This window comes from Winogradskyella sp. (assembly GCF_965228925.1).
Classification (GTDB): domain Bacteria; phylum Bacteroidota; class Bacteroidia; order Flavobacteriales; family Flavobacteriaceae; genus Winogradskyella.
The window spans coordinates 3,658,644-3,677,839 of record NZ_OZ245845.1 but is presented as its reverse complement, the minus strand read 5'-3'; the positions used below and the strand labels follow the sequence as shown (position 1 = coordinate 3,677,839).

The 19,196-nt window shown below is 38.9% G+C and carries 16 protein-coding genes; 8 read left to right on the top strand and 8 right to left on the bottom strand.

All coding sequences use genetic code 11. From position 1 onward, the window contains the following. Positions 1-5: 5 nt before the first annotated feature. Positions 6-173, bottom strand: coding sequence for a hypothetical protein (locus tag ACO052_RS15175; RefSeq protein ID WP_422104634.1), 168 nt, complete (start codon positions 171-173; stop codon positions 6-8). Positions 174-498: 325 nt separating this feature from the next. Between ACO052_RS15175 and ACO052_RS15170 the strand changes: the two genes are divergently transcribed. From ACO052_RS15170 to ACO052_RS15160, 3 genes are all read left to right on the top strand, one after another. Further along, positions 499-1,425 carry a hypothetical protein gene (locus ACO052_RS15170; RefSeq protein WP_422104633.1) on the top strand — a complete coding sequence of 309 codons (927 nt, stop codon included), beginning with the start codon at positions 499-501 and terminating at the stop codon, positions 1,423-1,425. After that, complete coding sequence (locus ACO052_RS15165) at positions 1,418-2,038, top strand: hypothetical protein (RefSeq protein WP_422104632.1); 621 nt, start codon at positions 1,418-1,420, stop codon at positions 2,036-2,038. The genes ACO052_RS15170 and ACO052_RS15165 overlap by 8 nt, the downstream gene beginning before the upstream one ends. A 193-nt stretch (positions 2,039-2,231) precedes the next feature. Beyond that, on the top strand, positions 2,232-2,372 hold the full coding sequence (locus tag ACO052_RS15160) for a hypothetical protein (RefSeq protein ID WP_422104631.1): 141 nt from the start codon (positions 2,232-2,234) through the stop codon (positions 2,370-2,372). A 189-nt stretch (positions 2,373-2,561) separates the two neighbouring features. Here the strand turns inward: ACO052_RS15160 and ACO052_RS15155 are convergent, their stop codons facing one another. From ACO052_RS15155 to prfB, 5 genes are all read right to left on the bottom strand, one after another. Beyond that, on the bottom strand, positions 2,562-5,042 hold the full coding sequence (locus tag ACO052_RS15155; protein WP_422104630.1) for a TonB-dependent receptor domain-containing protein: 2,481 nt from the start codon (positions 5,040-5,042) through the stop codon (positions 2,562-2,564). 420 nt (positions 5,043-5,462) lie between these two features. Continuing rightward, positions 5,463-5,939 (bottom strand): hypothetical protein, encoded by a 477-nt coding sequence (locus ACO052_RS15150; protein WP_422104629.1) that lies wholly within the window; start codon positions 5,937-5,939, stop codon positions 5,463-5,465. 335 nt (positions 5,940-6,274) lie between these two features. Beyond that, the gene (gene arsC / locus ACO052_RS15145; RefSeq protein WP_422104628.1) at positions 6,275-6,616 is read right to left on the bottom strand and encodes an arsenate reductase (glutaredoxin); all 342 of its coding nucleotides are present in this window, start codon (positions 6,614-6,616) and stop codon (positions 6,275-6,277) included. A gap of 27 nt (positions 6,617-6,643) precedes the next feature. Next, positions 6,644-7,258, bottom strand: coding sequence for an HAD family hydrolase (locus tag ACO052_RS15140; protein WP_422104627.1), 615 nt, complete (start codon positions 7,256-7,258; stop codon positions 6,644-6,646). A 142-nt stretch (positions 7,259-7,400) separates the two neighbouring features. Beyond that, a protein-coding gene (prfB, locus tag ACO052_RS15135) for a peptide chain release factor 2 (RefSeq protein WP_422104626.1) occupies positions 7,401-8,499 on the bottom strand; the annotation gives its coding sequence in 2 pieces (ribosomal slippage) (positions 7,401-8,435 and positions 8,437-8,499; 1,098 coding nt in all). 105 nt (positions 8,500-8,604) lie between these two features. Between prfB and ACO052_RS15130 the strand changes: the two genes are divergently transcribed. Both ACO052_RS15130 and ACO052_RS15125 read left to right on the top strand, forming a co-directional pair. After that, complete coding sequence (locus tag ACO052_RS15130) at positions 8,605-11,004, top strand: zinc-dependent metalloprotease (RefSeq protein ID WP_422104625.1); 2,400 nt, start codon at positions 8,605-8,607, stop codon at positions 11,002-11,004. Between the two features lie 585 nt (positions 11,005-11,589). Continuing rightward, positions 11,590-12,609: a threonine aldolase family protein gene (locus tag ACO052_RS15125; protein WP_422104624.1), complete on the top strand. Its 1,020-nt coding sequence runs from the start codon at positions 11,590-11,592 to the stop codon at positions 12,607-12,609. A gap of 167 nt (positions 12,610-12,776) precedes the next feature. Here the strand turns inward: ACO052_RS15125 and ACO052_RS15120 are convergent, their stop codons facing one another. Beyond that, a complete protein-coding gene (locus ACO052_RS15120; RefSeq protein WP_422104623.1) occupies positions 12,777-13,940 on the bottom strand; it encodes a hypothetical protein in 1,164 nt (387 codons plus the stop codon). A 355-nt stretch (positions 13,941-14,295) separates the two neighbouring features. Here ACO052_RS15120 and ACO052_RS15115 point away from each other — a divergent pair, with 355 nt between their 5' ends. Further along, positions 14,296-15,468, top strand: coding sequence for an ATP-grasp domain-containing protein (locus ACO052_RS15115; protein ID WP_422104622.1), 1,173 nt, complete (start codon positions 14,296-14,298; stop codon positions 15,466-15,468). Between the two features lie 145 nt (positions 15,469-15,613). Here the strand turns inward: ACO052_RS15115 and ACO052_RS15110 are convergent, their stop codons facing one another. Further along, positions 15,614-15,937 carry a YbaB/EbfC family nucleoid-associated protein gene (locus tag ACO052_RS15110; RefSeq protein WP_422104621.1) on the bottom strand — a complete coding sequence of 108 codons (324 nt, stop codon included), beginning with the start codon at positions 15,935-15,937 and terminating at the stop codon, positions 15,614-15,616. Between the two features lie 75 nt (positions 15,938-16,012). Between ACO052_RS15110 and ACO052_RS15105 the strand changes: the two genes are divergently transcribed. Together ACO052_RS15105 and ACO052_RS15100 are read left to right on the top strand one after the other, a co-directional pair. Continuing rightward, positions 16,013-18,073 (top strand): S9 family peptidase, encoded by a 2,061-nt coding sequence (locus ACO052_RS15105; protein ID WP_422104620.1) that lies wholly within the window; start codon positions 16,013-16,015, stop codon positions 18,071-18,073. A 70-nt stretch (positions 18,074-18,143) separates the two neighbouring features. Then, positions 18,144-19,181 carry a PLP-dependent cysteine synthase family protein gene (locus ACO052_RS15100; RefSeq protein WP_422104619.1) on the top strand — a complete coding sequence of 346 codons (1,038 nt, stop codon included), beginning with the start codon at positions 18,144-18,146 and terminating at the stop codon, positions 19,179-19,181. The last annotated feature ends 15 nt before the right edge of the window (positions 19,182-19,196 follow it).

Here is a 19,196-nt window from a genome sequence, read left to right as displayed (position 1 = left end):
TGTTATTAACCACCATTACCTGGTGGCGGTGGAGGTGGAGGCGGCGGTTGTAAGTCACCTTCTTGGTCGCAGCAGCCCTGAAGCTCGTTATTATCGATTAGACTCTCTGGATTACATGAACTAACGTTTACCGCAATGAAAAGTACTCCCAATAAATATATCAGCTTTTTCATAATCTCTAAAATTTTGGTAAAAGGGTTGCTGTCCGAAGTTGTTTCAGATGAGTTTTGTGCAACCCTTTTGGGTTATACATCCGTTTCAATTGGGAAGTGGGAAAATGTATTGTAATAGCTTATTGAAGCTCCCCAGGCCGACTATATAGCTACTACATTACGGTATTCCGTAACAATCAATTTTGTACATTAGTTATGTTAGCAAAGCATAACTAGAATTGATTCTGAGACAAATGTATATAGAGGTTAGAGCTTGTTTTTAAAGAGAATCCGAATATTCCGAACATTCCGAGTTATTCTTTAATCAACCGAAAAAAGCTTAAAAATGAAAAACAGTGTCACGTACGAAAATGAGATTAAAGAGAAGTATTTAATTGATAATAAATCTGGTAAACTTACTGGGAATTTACACAAGCTAACCCCAAATAATGTTCGTAAGGTATGTTTGAATCTTTTCGATAGCGATTTGAGCACATCAGACAGATCAATTCTTAAGAACTTTTTTGGTCCAAATGAAGATGATAGTTTAAGAAATGTTATTAAGAAATATGACCTAGAAAAGTTGAGGCCTATTTGTAATTTTTTAAAAAAGAGAGAGGGTTCAATTCAATCATCAGATGCTCTAGAATTAATTGCCCTGATGATTGATTTTAAGCCTAGGCCATATAATAAATATATAGTTGAAAAAGAAGAAATAGAAGAGGAACTAGATTCAAAAGGTGAAAATGACGATGACGATACTATTGTCATTTTACCTATTGATTTGGGTGGAGATAAATCAAAAGTAGAAGATATAGGGTATGAAAATGACAAGAAACTATCTGAACCTAATGAAATTCCTCAAAATAGGTATAATAGAATAATTATCTATATCAGAAAAAATAGTTTGAAAATATTGTTAATCACAATTTTAATAGCTGGTATACTTATCATAATTCCATCGTTTAATAGTCAACGTTGGATGATTTGGCAGGAGGACCATTATGTTGAAGTAAAGTTTGATTTAGAGAAGTATAGTATTAGTCAACTCAAATTGTATAAAGAAGAACGTATAGAAAAATTTAAAAAAATAAACCCTGATTGTAAGTATGAATTCTTTAATAAGGATGGAAGTGTTAGAGTTTGGTATGGCAAGAACATCAAAAAAGAACTTCAATTCTTTACCGATTATGGCTTGCACCCTGAAACTGGTAAGACACTCAAACCAATAACAGATTATATGATCAATAAATATTTATGTAATAATGAATAATATTGAAAGAGAAATAAATAAAATAGAATATTGTTTTAAGTCAATTGTAGGTAGAATAATAACTAATAAAATGGCCAGCTGTTATTCAAAGACATTCAACACCAAAATCTTGAAACCATTTCAGTATGGTAAAGATATCAATGATCAAGATTGGTATAGCCCAAACACAGATTCTGATTTTAGATACTTTTTTGAAGAGTTAGATTTAAAAAAGAACCATTGTTTGTATTGGTTTGAACTAGAATCTAATGATAAAGCTAATGCATTAAACATTTTACTTAACAACTATAGAAGAGAAAAAGGAATTAAGCATAATAGAGTAGTGCCCGCAACAAACAAAAACGAAAATAGTAATGTTCTCTACGTTGGGATAAGGCGAGGAGCTTTGAAACCTAAAATACCAACTAACATTGTTGGTAGAATAAACCAACATTTAGGTTATTATAAAGTGACATCAACGCAAGGCCTACAATTGGTACATTATGCGCGCGGTTTGGATTTCGAAATCACATTAAATGTTGTTGAGTTTGAGGGTTTAGACAACCCAATTTATTTAAATATTATTGAGAAAATGATGGCAGATAAGTTAAAGCCGCTTTGCGGAAGGCATTAAGTAGCTGTTCCATAAGAATAGTGTCACACCTCAAAACCAAAACCCTCACCACCAAATCATACATTAAAACTGCAATTCATCCTAAGGTCCAGCTCACGAATGTTAAATCCATGCTAAATCTTTGATTTATAAGTCCTAGGGAAGTCTAAACCCACTATCACATACGTATTTCTTGTATAAAAAGAATAACGTTATGAAAACAATGTATTATCTACAGGACAAATGGCAAGGGCTACTTAAGAAGTTGTTTCAAAATACGGCTTTAAAGTCGGTTGATACCCCTAAGCAAGTGAAGAAGACCTCTAAGGACGAGGAACCGTTTTTGTTTATTTGAGGTTTTGATGACAGCAGATTGCCGCGCTTCCATCTTCGCTTTCAGCCTTCGTAGCAGATTACTTCGGCGAAGTAGGCAAAGCTTGTGCCACCGCTAAAGCTTTAGGCGACACGCGGTCGATGGACGAACCGCTCGCAATGACAGTAGGGTCGATTAGATGGACGAGCTGCTCGCAATGACACTTGCAGATTAGCCCTCAAAATCAAAATCTTCACCATTACCACGACCATTACGATCGCGTTTCTTTTGTTGGTTAAAGCGGTAGGTAAAGGCCACATTAAAAGAACGGACTCGCCATTGGAATTCGCTATAGTTGTCGAAGGTGTCCGTAAAGTTATCGGAACGACGGATTCGCGTATTAAAGACATCCCGTACATTAACCGCAATAGAGGCCTTATCTTTAAACAAGTCCTTACTAAAGGCCAAATCCATAGAGAATATCCCCTGATTGCGACTTTGGGCCGTTTCACTTGGACCACGGTAGAACAAGCGTGTCTGCCAATCGATCTCACCTGGTAAGGTGTATTTATTATTTAAGCGTATAAACCAACTCAGGTTATCGGCATCAAAGTTCTGCCCTTCAAAATCCCCACGGGTACTGGAGTTAAACAGATTAAAGTTCCCGTTGAGGTTCCATTTTTTATTAGGTCTGTAGGTCAAGGTGAATTCGGCTCCTATACGATCGTTGGTAGCTAAGTTAATCGGTGTGCGTCGGATGACAGGTACCAAATCGAACTGCTCGTTGAGCTCATCAAAATTGGGGTCATTAACATTGATGGTTTGGTTGGTCTCAAAAATGTAGAAATTATCGGTTTCCAAAGCCACAAAATTAAAGGCTTCCTTAGAGCGTTGATAATAGACCGAACCGTTTAAGCTTACCTTACCAAACTTTTTAAAGTAACCCAAATCAAACTGACCAGAGGTACTAGGATCTAAATCAGGATTCCCCTGAAATAGGTTAGTGGCCGAACTTCTTGAAGGGAATGGGTTGATAAAACGAGAGCGTGGTCGTCTGACGCGTCGGTTATAACCCAAAGTGATGTTCTCATCTTCTGAGAGTTCAAAGGCCAGGTTCACCGTTGGGAATAACTGATGGTACTCCTTTTTGTCAAAGTCACCACTGGTAATCTGGTCAATAGTAATGCGCGTGCCTTCATAACGCAGGCCTAGCAAGAAGGAAAATTTCTCACCAATCTTATTCCCGTATTGGGTATAAAAGGCATTAACCTGTTGTTTAAAATCCAGGGTATTGCTAAGGTCGGTATTCACCTCAAAAGTATTGCCTTGGTCAAAACTCGATTCCACCAAATAGGCCGTCAACAGATCAAAAAACTCCCCGCGATAGCCTACTTCAAATTGGCCGCTCTCCCCAATAGGTTCCACATAGTCGGCTTGTAAGAGGATACGGTTTTGGTTTTCGTCTGTTTCCACAAATTCGGCAATAAAACCATCTTGGCCAATGATGGATTGCTCTAACTCACGACTATCCTCGTATTGAAAATCGAAGGTCAATTTATGCTGACTGTTTTCATTAAACTGCTTGTCGTAACTCAAGGAATATTGTACCGTTCTGTCATCCTCAAGTTCATTATCCTGGCGAAACGTACGGCTAATCAGATCACGATTACTATCAAAACGATCAATGTCATTGGTGGTGATACTTTCATTATCACTGTCGCGATATACAAAAGCCACCGTGATAGAACTGCTCTCATTGACATACCACTCAATGCCCGTATTGGTACTATAGCCTTTTCGTGTACGGTCAAACTCACGGTCCTCGATACTAAAGGCCGTATTCCCTGGTTCAGGATCAAAAAATTCAGTATCGTTAAAGGCATTACCGGGCGCTTCTCTGTAATTGTAATTCGTGGTATTAAAGATATTGACATCACCCGTTCTGTAATTGATATTTCCAGAAATACCTGCTTGTGTCGGATAACCCCCATTCACGGTAATCGCCCCGTTTAAACCTTGAAGTTTACTGCGTCTTAGAATGATATTTAAAATTCCAGCGGAGCCTTCGGCATCATAGCGTGCGGATGGTGAGGTAATCACTTCCACACGTTCTATGGCTTCAGCAGGTAATTGACGTAAGGCATCGGTAGAATTAAGACCGACCAAACCCGAAGGTTTACCATTGATTAATATACGAACATCATCATTACCACGCAGCGCTACATTTCCTTCCACATCAACGGATACCGAGGGAACATTATCCAAGACATCACTCACAGTACCACCACGAACGGTTAGGTCTTTCCCGACATTATAGATTTTTTTATCGAGTTTGATATCTACGGTGGTGGTTTCGGCGATGATTTCCACTTCGTCTAGTGATTCTATATCGAGGGCTAAACTTACGGTGCCCAGGTTAATCGCCTTAGTGATGGCCTTATTGTCGTAGGTTTTGGCCTTATACGAAATGTATTCGACGGCAATATTATAGGTACCTACAGGAACTGGGATGCTAAACTGGCCGTTCTGGTCCGTGATACCACCGGTCACCACTTTATTGTCAGCAACGGTTTTAAAGGTAATGGTGGCATATTCGAGTGGATAATTAGAACCTTCTTCGACCACTTTGCCTTCTACTTTTACCTCTTTTTGGGCAAAGGTTGCCATCGTATTTAAGAACAGTACACAAAAGGTATATAGAACTAATCGCATCACAGGTTAATGGTTATGTTTCAGGTTTTGATGCGCAAAAATAGGTTTACTTGCGGCGATTATGGTTAATCTTATGTTAAAGAGAACTCAGTGTTCAGTAAGCAGTAGACAGTGTTCAGTGTTCAGTGGGCGGTGTTCAGTAAACAGTAAGCAGTAGACAGTGTTCAGTGGGCAGTGGGTATTGGGTGATGGGATTTGGGTATTGCCTGTTAGCCATTAGCTCTTAACTGTTAGCCATAGGGTTTTGGAATTTGGCCATTGGCTTTTAGCTCTTAGCCATTAGCTCTTGGAATTTGGATTTTAGGATTTGGCCATTGGCTTTTGGCATTTGGGACCTGGTACTTGAGATTTGGGCTTTGATATTTAGCCATTAGCCATTAGCCATTGGGTATTGGAATTTGGGATTTTGGTATTTGAGTTTTAGCCCTCATTTTCCTCTTCGTCCTTCTTTTTTTTCTTCTTTTTCTTTTTCTTCTTTTTCTTCTTCTTGACTTCCTTTTCGTCAAAATCTCCTTTGATCATCTCCTTGATCTTTGTCATGTCGTTCTTAGAGATCAGCTCTTCCAATTCCTTAAAATGGGTATCATCCAACTTTTTCATGGCCTGTTGGCGATCAAAAGAGCGCTCATACCTCACTTTTAAGAGCTCTTCTTTTTTATCGAAATACGAATTGAGGTATTGCTTGATGATCTCTTTCTGAAAATCGTCAGCCTCTAAAGTCGTGATAAAATTGGCAATGTATTCGTCTTTGCGCTCTTCAATTAAGCGCTGGTATTTGGCGATTTCTTCTTCCGTGGGTTCTCTGGGGACAATAGGGTTACCCATTCTATCCCGTCTTTGGGCATAACTGCTAAAGCCTAAAAGAAGGGCTAGTGCGATTAAGATGAGCTTTTTCATGAGTTCTTATTTTTGTTGAAATTCTTATTTGTCTTTGTATTGCTGTTAGTTGCTGTAAACTTAAAAAATTTTGTCATTTCGACAGAGCGAGGAACGAGTGACGAGAAATCTCAGGTTCAGCACCGCTAAATAACATTGTTTTGTTCTGTAAAACACTATATAATGTGATGTCTCACTTGCTTCACAAGATACTTTCAATCAAAATAGTATTTTGATTTCAGTAGGGGTTCGACATGACAATCTGAGTCATTTCGACGGAACAATCCCGATAGCTATCGGGACTCGGAATGACATGCTTTTATGTTTTATTTTAACCTGTTTTGTTCTATCATTAATTAAATAATATTTAATATCAATTCCTTTGGCCGACCAATAACGGCTTTACTACCGTTGACCACAATGGGTCGTTCAATAAGCTTAGGATGTGTTACCATAGCTTCAATAATCGCTTCATCCGAAAGAGTTTGGCCTTTATAGTCCGACTTCCAAATGGCTTCATTTTTACGGACCAGTTCAATAGGCTTTAGGCCTAATTTAGCGATAATAGCCTCTAAATCGGCTTTAGACAACGGATCGTCCAAATATTTGATGACTTCAAAAGCTTGGCCTGTTCCTTCTAAAAGGGCTAAGCCTTCTCTAGACTTGCGGCATCTTGGATTGTGGTAAATACTTATCATAGCTAGTTCCGGATCAAATGATGTCTTTTAAATTGTTATAGAATATGTTTTCAATTGCTCGATCAATTGTTTTGGGGATTCAAAATGTATGCCATTAATGCCCAAAGTTTCTGCGGCCTCTATATTTCTGAGGTTATCATCAATAAATATGGCTTGTTCTGCCGTAATATCAAAACGCTTTAAGGTAATCTCATAAATATCCTTAAAAGGCTTTCTGGTTTTTTCTTCCCCTGAAACAATAATGCCTTCAAACCAATGCAAAAACTCAAATGTATCAAGGGCAATAGGAAAGGTCTCATGGCTCCAATTGGTCAAGGCCACCACTTTATAATCAGGATGATCAATAAACCGTTTTAAAATGGTCACTGTATCCTCAATAGCACCACCAAGCATCTCTACCCAACGGCCATAGAACATGCGAATTAGCTCCTCATGTTCTGGAAATAAAGCAATGCGTTCCTCAGTTGCTTTTTGCATGGGATAGCCAGCATCTTGATTTTCGTTCCAATCCGAAGTACACACATGATCGAAAAACCATTGCATCTTTTCGCGGTCACCTTCAAACACATCTAGGTATACGTATTCGGGATTCCAGTCGATTAAAACGCCTCCCAGGTCAAATATGATTGTGTTTATCTTCATTTTTTCTTTATTAGCTTTTGGGCTTTGGCTCTTGGGTTTTGGCCATTAGCTCTTAGCTGTTTGTTTTTAATAATTTAAGTTCCTTAATCTTCAATTATGTTTACTACATTAACTCCTAACTCCTAACTCCTAACTCCTAACGTCAATCCTCAACCCGTTGCCCCATCATCATCAAATAAGCCTTTAAAAAGGGTTCGATATCGCCATCCATCACCGCATCTACATTGCCAGTTTCATGGGCCGTACGTACGTCTTTTACCAATTTATAGGGTTGCATCACATAGTTTCGGATCTGGCTTCCCCATTCAATCTTCATTTTATTGGCTTCAATATCGTCACGTTGAGCCATTTGCTTTTGCAGTTCTATCTCATACAATTGTGACTTCAGCATCTGAAGGGCTCTTGCGCGATTATCGTGCTGCGATCGTGTTTCTGAACATTGGATTTGTATGCCCGTGGGTTTATGGACCAATTGGACTTTAGTCTCGACCTTATTCACGTTCTGACCACCAGCACCACTTGAACGCGCTGTGGTGATTTCGATATCGGCGGGATTGATGTCGATTTCAATGGAATCGTCCACCAAAGGATAGACATAGACCGAAGCAAAACTGGTATGGCGTTTGGCATTGCTATCAAAAGGGGATATACGCACCAAGCGGTGTACGCCGTTTTCTCCCTTAAGCCAGCCAAAGGCGTAATCGCCTTCAATTTCTAGGGTAACCGTCTTTATACCGGCAACATCGCCTTCCTGATGGTTGAGCTCTTTGACTTTAAAACCGCTTTTCTCGGCATACATCAAATACATACGCATCAACATGCTGGCCCAATCGCAAGACTCAGTACCACCTGCACCTGCGGTAATCTGTAAGACCGCACTTAAGCTGTCTCCTTCTTCCGAAAGCATGTTTTTAAATTCCAGCTTTTCGATCGCATTCACTGCCTTGTCAAAACGCGCTTCCACATTTTCCATAGGGGCTTCTCCTTCTTTGAAGAATTCGTAGAGGACTTCTAAATCTTCAAACAGGGTTTTAGCTGTGTCAAAATCATTGACCCAGCTCTTTTTTTCTCGAATGGATCGCATGACCTGTTCCGCTTTTTTAGAGTCATTCCAAAAATTGGGATCGAAGGTCTGCTCTTCTTCGTTAGCGATTTCTATAAGTTTGGCATCTAAGTCAAAGATACTGTCTAAGTGCGTCTAGACGGGAATTAAGATCTTTTAGTTGATCAGATGTTATCATAAAATTTATTGTATTTCTGCAAATATAAGTCCTCGTCTGAAAGCCACCATAACTTTGAATCGGTTTTTTAGAAATTCCGTAGTTTTATGATTCAATTTTTTGAACATGAATAAACTAGCGCTCCTCACGTTATTTTTAGTTATCAGTTTTCAGGTTAATGCCCAAATATTAGGCAAGAAAAATTTGAAATCCTATGAGGGTTATTTCGACTTTTATTACGAGGCGTCCACCGACAAGATTTACCTTAAAGTCGAACGTCTCAACAGTGAATTTCTTTACGTCAATTCCTTGGCTTCGGGTGTAGGTAGCAATGATATTGGATTGGATCGTGGGCAGTTGGGTAATGAGCGCGTGGTTTATTTTCAGAAAGCGGGAAACAAATTGTTATTGGTTCAGCCCAACTTAAACTATAGAGCGAATACCGAAAATACCCTAGAAAAGAAGAGTATAGAGCAAGCCTTTGCTAAGTCCGTATTATTTGGGTTTAAGATTTTATCTCAAGATAAGGATGAATATATCATTGACCTGACTCCATTTTTGATGCAAGATGCCCATGGGGTGTCTAATCGTCTAAAGGGTAGGAAAGAGGGCACTTATAAAATCGATGCTTCTAAAAGTGCTTTGGCTTTGGAACGCACTAAAGCCTTTCCACAAAATGTGGAGTTCGAAGCGCTACTGACCTTTAAGGGACAGCCTACAGGCAGAAATTTACGGACGGTGAGTCCAACAGCTTCGTTGGTGACCGTAATTCAGCATCATTCGTTTGTAGAACTACCTGATGATAATTATCAGCCACGCGTTTTTGATCCGCGTAGCGGTGCTATTTCCATGTCTTATATGGATTATGCGACCCCGATTCAGGAGCCTATCAGGAAACGCTTTATTATTCGACATCGTTTGGAAAAGAAAAATCCTAAGCAAAAGCGCAGTGAGGCCAAGGCACCTATTATCTATTATTTGGATCCCGGGACTCCAGAGCCGGTCCGTTCGGCTTTGCTCGATGGTGCGGGTTGGTGGAACGAAGCCTTTGAGGCCATTGGCTTTAAGGATGCCTTTCAGGTAAAATTATTGCCCGAAGATGCAGATCCTATGGATTGTCGTTACAACGTCATTCAGTGGGTACACCGTTCTACGCGCGGTTGGAGCTATGGTGGTAGTGTGGTGGATCCTAGAACGGGTGAAATCATTAAAGGGCATGTCAGTTTAGGCAGTTTGCGCATACGTCAGGATTTTATGATTGCCCAAGCCTTAATGAATATCCCTTTTGCCAAAGACGATAATAATTACCAACCCATGTTAGAGATGGCATTGGCCAGGATTCGCCAGTTGAGCGCTCACGAAGTGGGACATACCCTAGGGTTTGTCCATAATTTTGCTGCCAGTACCAATACTAGAGCTTCAGTAATGGATTATCCGCATCCACAAATTGAACTGACCAAGGGCAAGATCGATCTCAGCAAGGCTTATGCGACGGGTATTGGAGATTGGGATAAGGTGACGGTGGCCTACAGCTATTCTGAATTTGATAAAAAAACCGATGAAAAAGCGGCTTTAAACCGTATTTTAAAGCAAGCTCAGGATAAAGGTCTACGGTTTATTTCGGATGCTGATGCCCGAGCTGCAGGTGGGGCACACGCTTTAGCGCATTTATGGGATAATGGGAGTGATGCTGCAGAGGAATTGGATAAGGTTTTAACGGTAAGACAAAAAGCGATTCAGAATTTTTCTAAAGATAATATGAGAAGCTATGAGCCCTATTCGGTTTTAGAGGACGTGTTTGTGCCTTTGTATTTTTTTCATCGTTATCAGGTAGAAGCGGCTACCAAAGTGATTGGCGGATTGGATTATAATTATGCCGTAAAAGGGGATGGGCAGGTGACGACAAGACCTATCGTGTTAAAAGAACAACAAAAAGCACTTGATGCCATCTTAAAGACACTTGATGCGGAGACCTTGGCTATTCCAAAAAATAAGTTAGCGCTGTTTCCACCAAGGGCTTATGGCTATGGTCGTAGCAGAGAGTCCTTTAAGGGCAAAACCGGTGTGGCTTTCGACCCCTTAAGTGCGGCGAATACGGCTAGTGATATGACCCTACGCTTTTTATTGCATCCCCAGCGCGCCAATCGATTGGTATTGCAAAAGGGCTTGGATGCAAAACAGTTGAGCTTGGAAACGCTTATTGAAGCCCTATTAAAAGTATCCTTCGAAAATAAAGAAGCCGATGGGTATTTATCAGATATTCAACATCAGGTCAATGCCAATGTTTTAAAATATTTGATGAATTTGGCCATCAATGAAGAGAGCTATTTTCAAACCAAGGCCATAGCGAACAAGGCTATTATGGAGCTTTCAAAAATGATGACAAAGACCGATGCCTATAGTCTTCAGTACCAGATGATGATTAAGGCATTTTACGAACATCCCGAAAAATTTAAGATACCGGCATCGCCCAAGATTCCTGATGGTTCACCTATAGGCCATAGTAGCTGTAGCTATATCGACTAAATAAAAGAATTTCTTGAAACCAACTATCCCCAGGGCAAGCTACAGGGGTATTTCGCTGGTTTCATTTTGGTCTTAAGGATCAAAAAAACAAAATTCTGTTATTTAGATTCCCGTTTTCACGGGAATGACAATTTCAACGGAAACCCCGATGCAAGCATCGGAGAATTCTTTTTGATTAAAATAGCATGAGTTCGATATATTTATAAATATACACACTTAATTATCAATTAGTTAATAAAATATAAGAACCTTGTCATTACGAACGAAGCATGAGGAGGAATCTCATTATCCTGAGATTTAGCTGCGCTGAACCTTACGGTTTAGCTATGCTGAATCTAAAGATTTCTCGTCAAAACAACTATAGCTAATTAACATATGTTAATTTAGACTAGGATTATTAAGCATATATTTGCGTTCCATATAGCTAACTTTCTGTGAAGAATTTATAAACTAGCTTAATAGCATTTGAAAGCATCTCTTTAAGAGATGCTTTTTTTCTGTCTATATCTCACATGGGATTTTGCCAGCAATACATTCTATAGTTGCCAATCATTCAATATATTTAGGCTCTAAAATAGAAAGGCAATGACAATAGACTTACGAAGTGATACGGTCACCAAACCCACCGAGGGTATGCTGGAGGCGATGCTTTCAGCAGCAGTAGGTGATGACGTTTATAAGGAAGATCCTTCCGTGAATGCTTTAGAAGCGCGATTGGCTGAGATGTTCGGAAAGGATGAGGCGCTGTTTTTTCCAACGGGGAGTATGGCCAATCAAGCCGCTTTAAAGCTACATACCAATCCCGGGGAACAGGTCATTTGCGATAAGTACGCTCATATCTATAATTACGAAGGAGGCGGTGCCTCCTTTAACAGTGGGATATCTTGTAAGCTCATTGACGGCCATAGAGGAATGTTTACGGCAGCTCAGGCTGAAGCGTCCATTAATCCTCCAGATTTTTATCACAGTCCCTTAACCTCCTTAATCGCCATTGAAAATACAACCAACAAGGGTGGTGGTGCCTGTTGGGATTTTGAGGAGTTGAAGCTTATTAGAGCCGTAGCGGATCAGCATCATTTAGGCTACCATTTAGATGGCGCTAGACTTTGGAATGCCTTAGTCCTTAAAGGGGAGAGTCCAAAACAGTACGGCGCGCTTTTCGACACCATTTCTGTGTGTTTAAGTAAAGGTTTAGGTTGTCCTATTGGATCGGTACTTATTGGAGACAAGGCATTGATGCAAAAGGCGATACGGGTTCGGAAAATTCTCGGTGGTGGTATGCGACAGGTGGGGTATTTGGCAGCAGCGGGCTTATATGCATTAGATCATCATGTAGAACGTCTTAAGGACGATCATGCCAAGGCTGCAGACATAGGAAAGGTCTTAGCGCAATTAGCATTTGTAAAGAAAGTAGAACCCATAGAAACCAATATTATCATCTTTGAATTGGAGGATGCTATTGATGAAACGGTCTTTTTAAATACCTTAAGCGCGAAGGATATTCATATTATTGGTATGGGGAGCAACAAATTACGAATTGTAACGCATCTCGACTATTCGGATGATATGCACACGAGCTTACTCAAGACTTTAAAGGAGATATAAGACCGAGGGTTTATTTTAATAGAAAAGCCCGTGTTTTATGGTAATTTCAATTTATAAAAGTAAAAAGGAGACCATTGGTCTCCTTTACTTTTATATTATTGCACTAAGCACTATATATGTAATATGTTAGTGTTAGGGGTTGAATTTATTTTATGCGGGGTGTTTAACTACCACCACCAGCACCAGTGATGTGGAGGTTCGTATTCACATAGTTCACCACCATGTGTGCTTGTTCCGCCTACAACTTCTATGACACCACGTTTGTAACCTGGTCCAATTTTCAAATGACAATCTGTTCTGAATTTGGTGTAGTAACAGTGACCAACATAGACGTAAATCCACTTGCCAAATGTACCATTATGATTTGCTCCGTTTACAGAGATTTCTTCGTGTGGCTGTACAACATTATCATATATCTTAACTGCATAATGCGTATTCTCATAACGCTGATACAAACGCACTCTGTAGTCATGATGCCAATCCCACTTAAATGTGATATGGTTGACTTTACCATAGCAATCCTCACACTCTTCTTCACCCTCAGGTATGTGTTTAACGATTAATAAGGCTTGTTTATTTTCAAAATCTTCAGGAATAAGGAGTAATCCTAACTTATCACCACATCCAGGTGTATATCCTTCACCATTGGCTATTGCAGCAGCAACGATTTCATCACCTAAAGCATTATCAGCATCAATATCCCAATCTCCTGGGTTAGGTGTTAAGAAATCCGTAAAATCGTTAATGAAAGGATCTTCAATAAGTGTCCAAATAGCATATTGTACATGGCCATAAGTGTAAGGTGCTCCGTCAGTCTCAATATTATTTAATATCCAGTTGACTTTATCGAAGTTTTGAGGATTTGCATAAACGCCCTCAAATGCACCACCAGGTAAAACAGTGGCATCGTAGCTAGAAACTACTGTAAAATCTAAGAAATCATCGTCTTCATTAAGACTAGGTAATCTGTCAGAACAATAAGCTTGAATCACATCGCCACCATCTATGGAGATATCGAAATAAGCATTAGTTCCTGGTTTGTTGACAACTTCAACGTTTACAGTGGTATCAAAGCCTGTGTGTAGCAAATCTGCTACGCAATCATCAGAGTTTGATGTTTTTGCAAAAGCTTGAACTAGCTGTTCACTGTTCTCGTTAAAAAGTAATTCATCTTTTTCGAGTAATCCGTCGGATACGACCTCGCCGTTTTCAAATCGTAAATCGGCGCCTTGACTTTCTTCTTGTTGTATTGTTTCTTCGGTAGATTCATTCTGACACCCAGCAAGAATCAATAAAAAACAAAACAAGGTTAGTTTTGTAAAATGTTTCATAATTAAAATTAGGTTAATAGCACTTATTTAATAATAACTACGAAAGTATTTGTTAAATTAATTAACACAGAATAAAATTGACAAAAGATTCATTTTATTAGTTAAATAGATGAAACTCAAATTTCACCGATGTAATTTCATATCACAGACATCCTAGTCGAATCTTTACTTACCCTAGCTTTTTCATGGGATAAGCAAGTAAGTTTTTCGTCAGAATAACCTTATAATGTTTCAATTAGTCGATGAAACTTTTCATTTGTATTTTAATGACTAATTTTGGCGCTTTCAGATGTATTATGGTATAATTATCTGAAAATAAAGATTATGCTCAAACTATCTAATAGCTTATTTTAAATTGAAATCTAATCTCAAAAACATTTCTGTTTTAATACCTGATGGTGAATCTACACTGTTGTACAATGTCGTATACAGTTTTTCACTCATACGGCACGTGCGGATTTATGTCATGTCGTCGCATAGACAGATCTTTTTTAAATATTCTAAACGAAATAATTGCCTTAAGTCTTCGAGATATGTTAAAAAATTTCTGTTTTACCCAGAGACAACAGACGAAAATTGGATAAATCATATTAATCAAACCGTAGAGGACTTTAATATAGATATCATTATGCCAATTTTTGATGATGGTGCGGAAAGGATTATTAGGAATGCAGAGTATCTAAAACATAAAGCAAAGCTTTGTCCCTTGCCTAATCTTTCCAATTTTTTAACAGCTAGGCATAAAGATCGGCTTTATACACATCTTGAGTCTCATGATTTACCTGCCCCCAAGAGTTTTGTTTCTGATCACCTCCATAAACCTAATTCAATAGACTTAGACTTTCCTATTATCGCCAAACCTGTGGTAGGTTTTGAAGGTGGTCAAGGCGTAAAATTATTGGAAAATGAAAGGGCAATTGATGATTATATGAAAGTATATGGAGATAGTAAGATATTGTTTCAGGAATACATTAGAGGTTATGACATGAGTTGCAATGTTTTGTGCTCAGAGGGTGAAGTTCTGGCCTACACCATGCAAAAGGCCGCTACAAGTGAAGAAGGTAAAGTTACGCCTCAATTTGAATTCAGCTTCGTTAATGAGAAGTCTTTACTTTTAACTTTGAAGAAGCTCATGAAAAGTTTAGAATGGTCAGGTGTTGCAAATATCGATTTTCGCTACGATTACAAGGATAGACAATTTAAAGTTATAGAAATCAACACAAAATTTTGGCTAAATACAGAGGCCTCTGCTTTAGCAGGCGTTAATTTCCCCTATTTATACTGCTTATTATCATTAGGCAAAAAGATTGAGTTTCGAGAAGCGAAAGAAATGACCTTCTTACATCTTAACGCATTAATAAAGCGTCTAAAGAAAACACCTGTTTTTATATTTAAAACGGGTTATTTAAAGCATAACACACCCTTACTTTTCGCCATCAAGGATCCTTTGGTACTTGTATGCAAGTTTTTTTGGAGAACCAATAACATCATAAGTTTAAGGCGACAAAAAAGAAAGGCCCTGCTATAGTGATTGGCATAAGATACTGTAGCTCAGTATGCAAATAATATGAAACAGGTTACAGCAGAATCAAAGAATATTGCTCAAATCCTACTCAGATTATCTACAATTAAAGCTTAGAATCGCATAAGGTATTTACAAAACACCATTGCTCTTATTTGAACATATCCATTCCTGGAATATTGGGCATACCTTCCTTGGCAACTGCTGCTATTTCAGCTTCATTAACACTTGTGGCTTTTTCAATAGCTTTGTTAAGCGTTAAGATTAAATAATCTTCGAGCATGTCTTTATCCTCTAAGAGTTCGTCATCTATAGTAATAGACTTAATCGTTCTGTTTGCTGTAATCGTGACTTTTAATTTTTCGTCATTACTGTTTTCGTCAATCAAAACAGAATTTAAGCGTTCTTTGGTCGCTTCAACTTTTTTCTGAGCCTCTTTTAACTTGCTCATCATACCCATCATGTCTCCAAACATATCTTTGTCGTTTAAAAATTACCGTACAAAATTACTAAATTGCGCCTCTTTTTAAATCATTTTTTCTTAAAACACATGACAGGGACTTCGAGTAATACACCACCATCAGCCAAAAAAAAGGCTTATACCTTAGAAAAGCATGGCGATGTGCGTATTGATAATTATTTCTGGATGAATGATAGAGAGGATTCGGAAGTCATTGCTTATCTCAATGCTGAGAATGCCTATTGCGATTTACAAATGGCTCATACCAAGGACTTTCAGAACGATTTGTTTGAAGAAATGAAAGCAAGAATAAAGGAAGATGATAGTTCTGTTCCATATAAATACAATGGTTATTGGTACATTACCAGATTTGAAAAAGGAAAGGATTATCCCATTTACACGCGAAAAAAAGGCACTTTAGACCAGACCGAAGAGTTGTTGTTTGATTGTAATGCCATGGCCGAAGGACAACCCTATTTTAAATTGGTCGGTATTAGTATTAGTCCCGATAACAAGTTGGTATCCTTTGGAGTCGATATAACTGGAAGGCGACAATATACCATTCGAGTCAAGGACATAAAAACCCAAGACTTATGGTCTGATGAAATCGAAAATACCACAGGCTCTTCAAGTTGGGCCAATGATAATAAAACATTGTTCTATACCAAGAAAGATGAGGTCACCCTTAGGGCTTATCAGATCTACAAGCACCAACTCGGAAAAAAAGAGGATGTGTTAATGTTTGAAGAGGCCGATGACACGTTCGGAACTACGGTTTATAAATCCAAATCCAGAAAATACCTTATCATCGCGTGTTACAGTACCTTAACTAACGAGTATCACATTCTCAATGCCGATACACCAGAAGCACAATTCGAAGTATTCCAACCACGTGTTAGGGGACTAGAATACAGTATGGCGCATTATAAGGAGCACTTCTATATCTTGACCAATAAAGATAAGGCCACCAATTTTAAGCTGATGAAGTGTCTTGAAAATGAGAGGGCTTTTACAAATTGGGAAGATGTCATTCCGCATAGGGATGATGTACTCCTTGAAAATATTGATATTTTTAAAGAGTATCTGGTCATCAGTGAGCGCCATAATGGGCTTAATCGCTTGCGGATTAAACGATGGGATGGTACCGAGGACTACTATTTGCCCTTTAACAATGAAACCTATACCGCATTTACAAGTACCAATGTTGATTTTGATACGGAGCTGTTGAGATACGCTTACAATTCCCTGACCACGCCGGCGTCCGTGATAGAATTCAATATGCGGACTCAAAAGAAAGTGGTACTTAAAGAACAAGAGGTATTGGGTGGCCATTTCAATAAAGACAATTATATATCGGAACGTATTTGGGCCACTGCTGAGGATGGTACAAAAATCCCGATGAGTTTAGTGTACAAAAAGGGAATTGAACAAGATGGCAACAACCCCTTATTGCAATATGCCTATGGGAGTTACGGTTCAACCGTAGACCCTTACTTCTCATCAATCCGCTTGAGTTTGTTGGATCGCGGTTTTATCTATGTCATTGCACATGTTCGGGGAGGTGAATATTTGGGTCGTCAATGGTATGAAGATGGCAAATTGCTCCATAAGCAAAATACCTTTAAAGATTTTATCGCTTGCTCTAAGCATTTAATTAGTGAGAAATATACCTCGGCTATGCACCTTTATGCCATGGGAGGGAGTGCTGGTGGTTTGTTGATTGGTGCTGTCATCAATGAAGCGCCTGAACTTTACAATGGAGTTATTGCGGCGGTTCCTTTTGTCGATGTGGTCACCACAATGCTCGACGATTCCATTCCATTAACTACAGGGGAATATGATGAGTGGGGCAATCCTAACGACAAATCTTATTATGAGTATATGAAGTCCTATTCACCGTACGACAATATTGGGCCAAAAGGATATCCCAATATATTGGTGACAGCGGGCTTACACGATTCTCAAGTACAATATTGGGAACCAGCAAAATGGGTGGCTAAACTCAGGGAATTGAAGACCGATTCTAACCAATTATATTTAAAGACAAATATGGATGCAGGGCATGGTGGGGCATCGGGCCGTTTTGAAAGTCTAAAGGAAGATGCAGAGGAATTTGCTTTTCTTTTAGATTTAGAAGGTATTTTGAGCTAATTAAAAAAAAAGTATTAGTTTTGCGAGGTTTTAGAGTGTGTTTTTTTTCGCACTTGATTAAATAGCATTTATGGACAACAACAAAAATGTATTTGATAACGTACTGCAACTCATTGGTAGTACTCCACTTATCAAACTCAATAGGATGACCGCAGGCTACGACGGTGATTTTTATGCTAAAGTAGAGGCATTTAATCCAGGTCATTCTTCCAAAGATAGAATTGCATTACACATCATAGAAGAAGCTGAGCGCCAAGGGATTTTAACTCCAGGTGATACCATTATTGAGACGACTTCGGGTAATACGGGTTTTAGTATTGCTATGGTTAGTATCATTAAAGGATATGAATGTATTTTAGCTGTAAGTTCTAAATCGTCTGCGGATAAAATTGACATGTTAAAGTCGATGGGGGCAAAAGTTTATGTTTGTCCGGCGCATGTCAATGCCGATGATCCAAGATCTTACTATCAGGTAGCGAAGCGACTTCACGAAGAAATAAAAGGCTCTATATATATCAATCAGTATTTTAACCAATTAAATATTGATGCACATTATCACACAACGGGCCCAGAGATTTGGGACCAAACTAACGGTGGGATCACTCATTTGGTAGCTTGTAGTGGTACAGGTGGAACTATTTCAGGGGTCGCCAAGTTTCTAAAGGAGCAAAATCCAGATGTGAAGATTATAGGTGTGGATGCTTATGGATCCGTGTTGAAGAAGTATCACGAAACCCGAGAATTTGACGATAAAGAGATTTATCCATACCGTATTGAAGGTTTGGGTAAGAACTTGATTCCAACAGCTACGGATTTTGATCTTATCGACACTTTTGTAAAGGTGACAGATGAAGAAAGTGCGCATACGGCACGAGAAATTTCCAATACTGAGGGCCTCTTTGTCGGTTATACAAGTGGTGCGGCCATGCAAGCTTTAAAGCAACTCAATGAAGAAGGGGAGTTTAAACCTACAGACAAGGTGGTCGTGATATTCCCAGATCATGGTTCGCGATATATGAGTAAGGTTTACAGCGATAAATGGATGGCTGACCAAGGCTTTTTCGATAGTCAAAATGAGGTATCTACAACCATTGAATACATAAAATAATAGAACTAACTAACT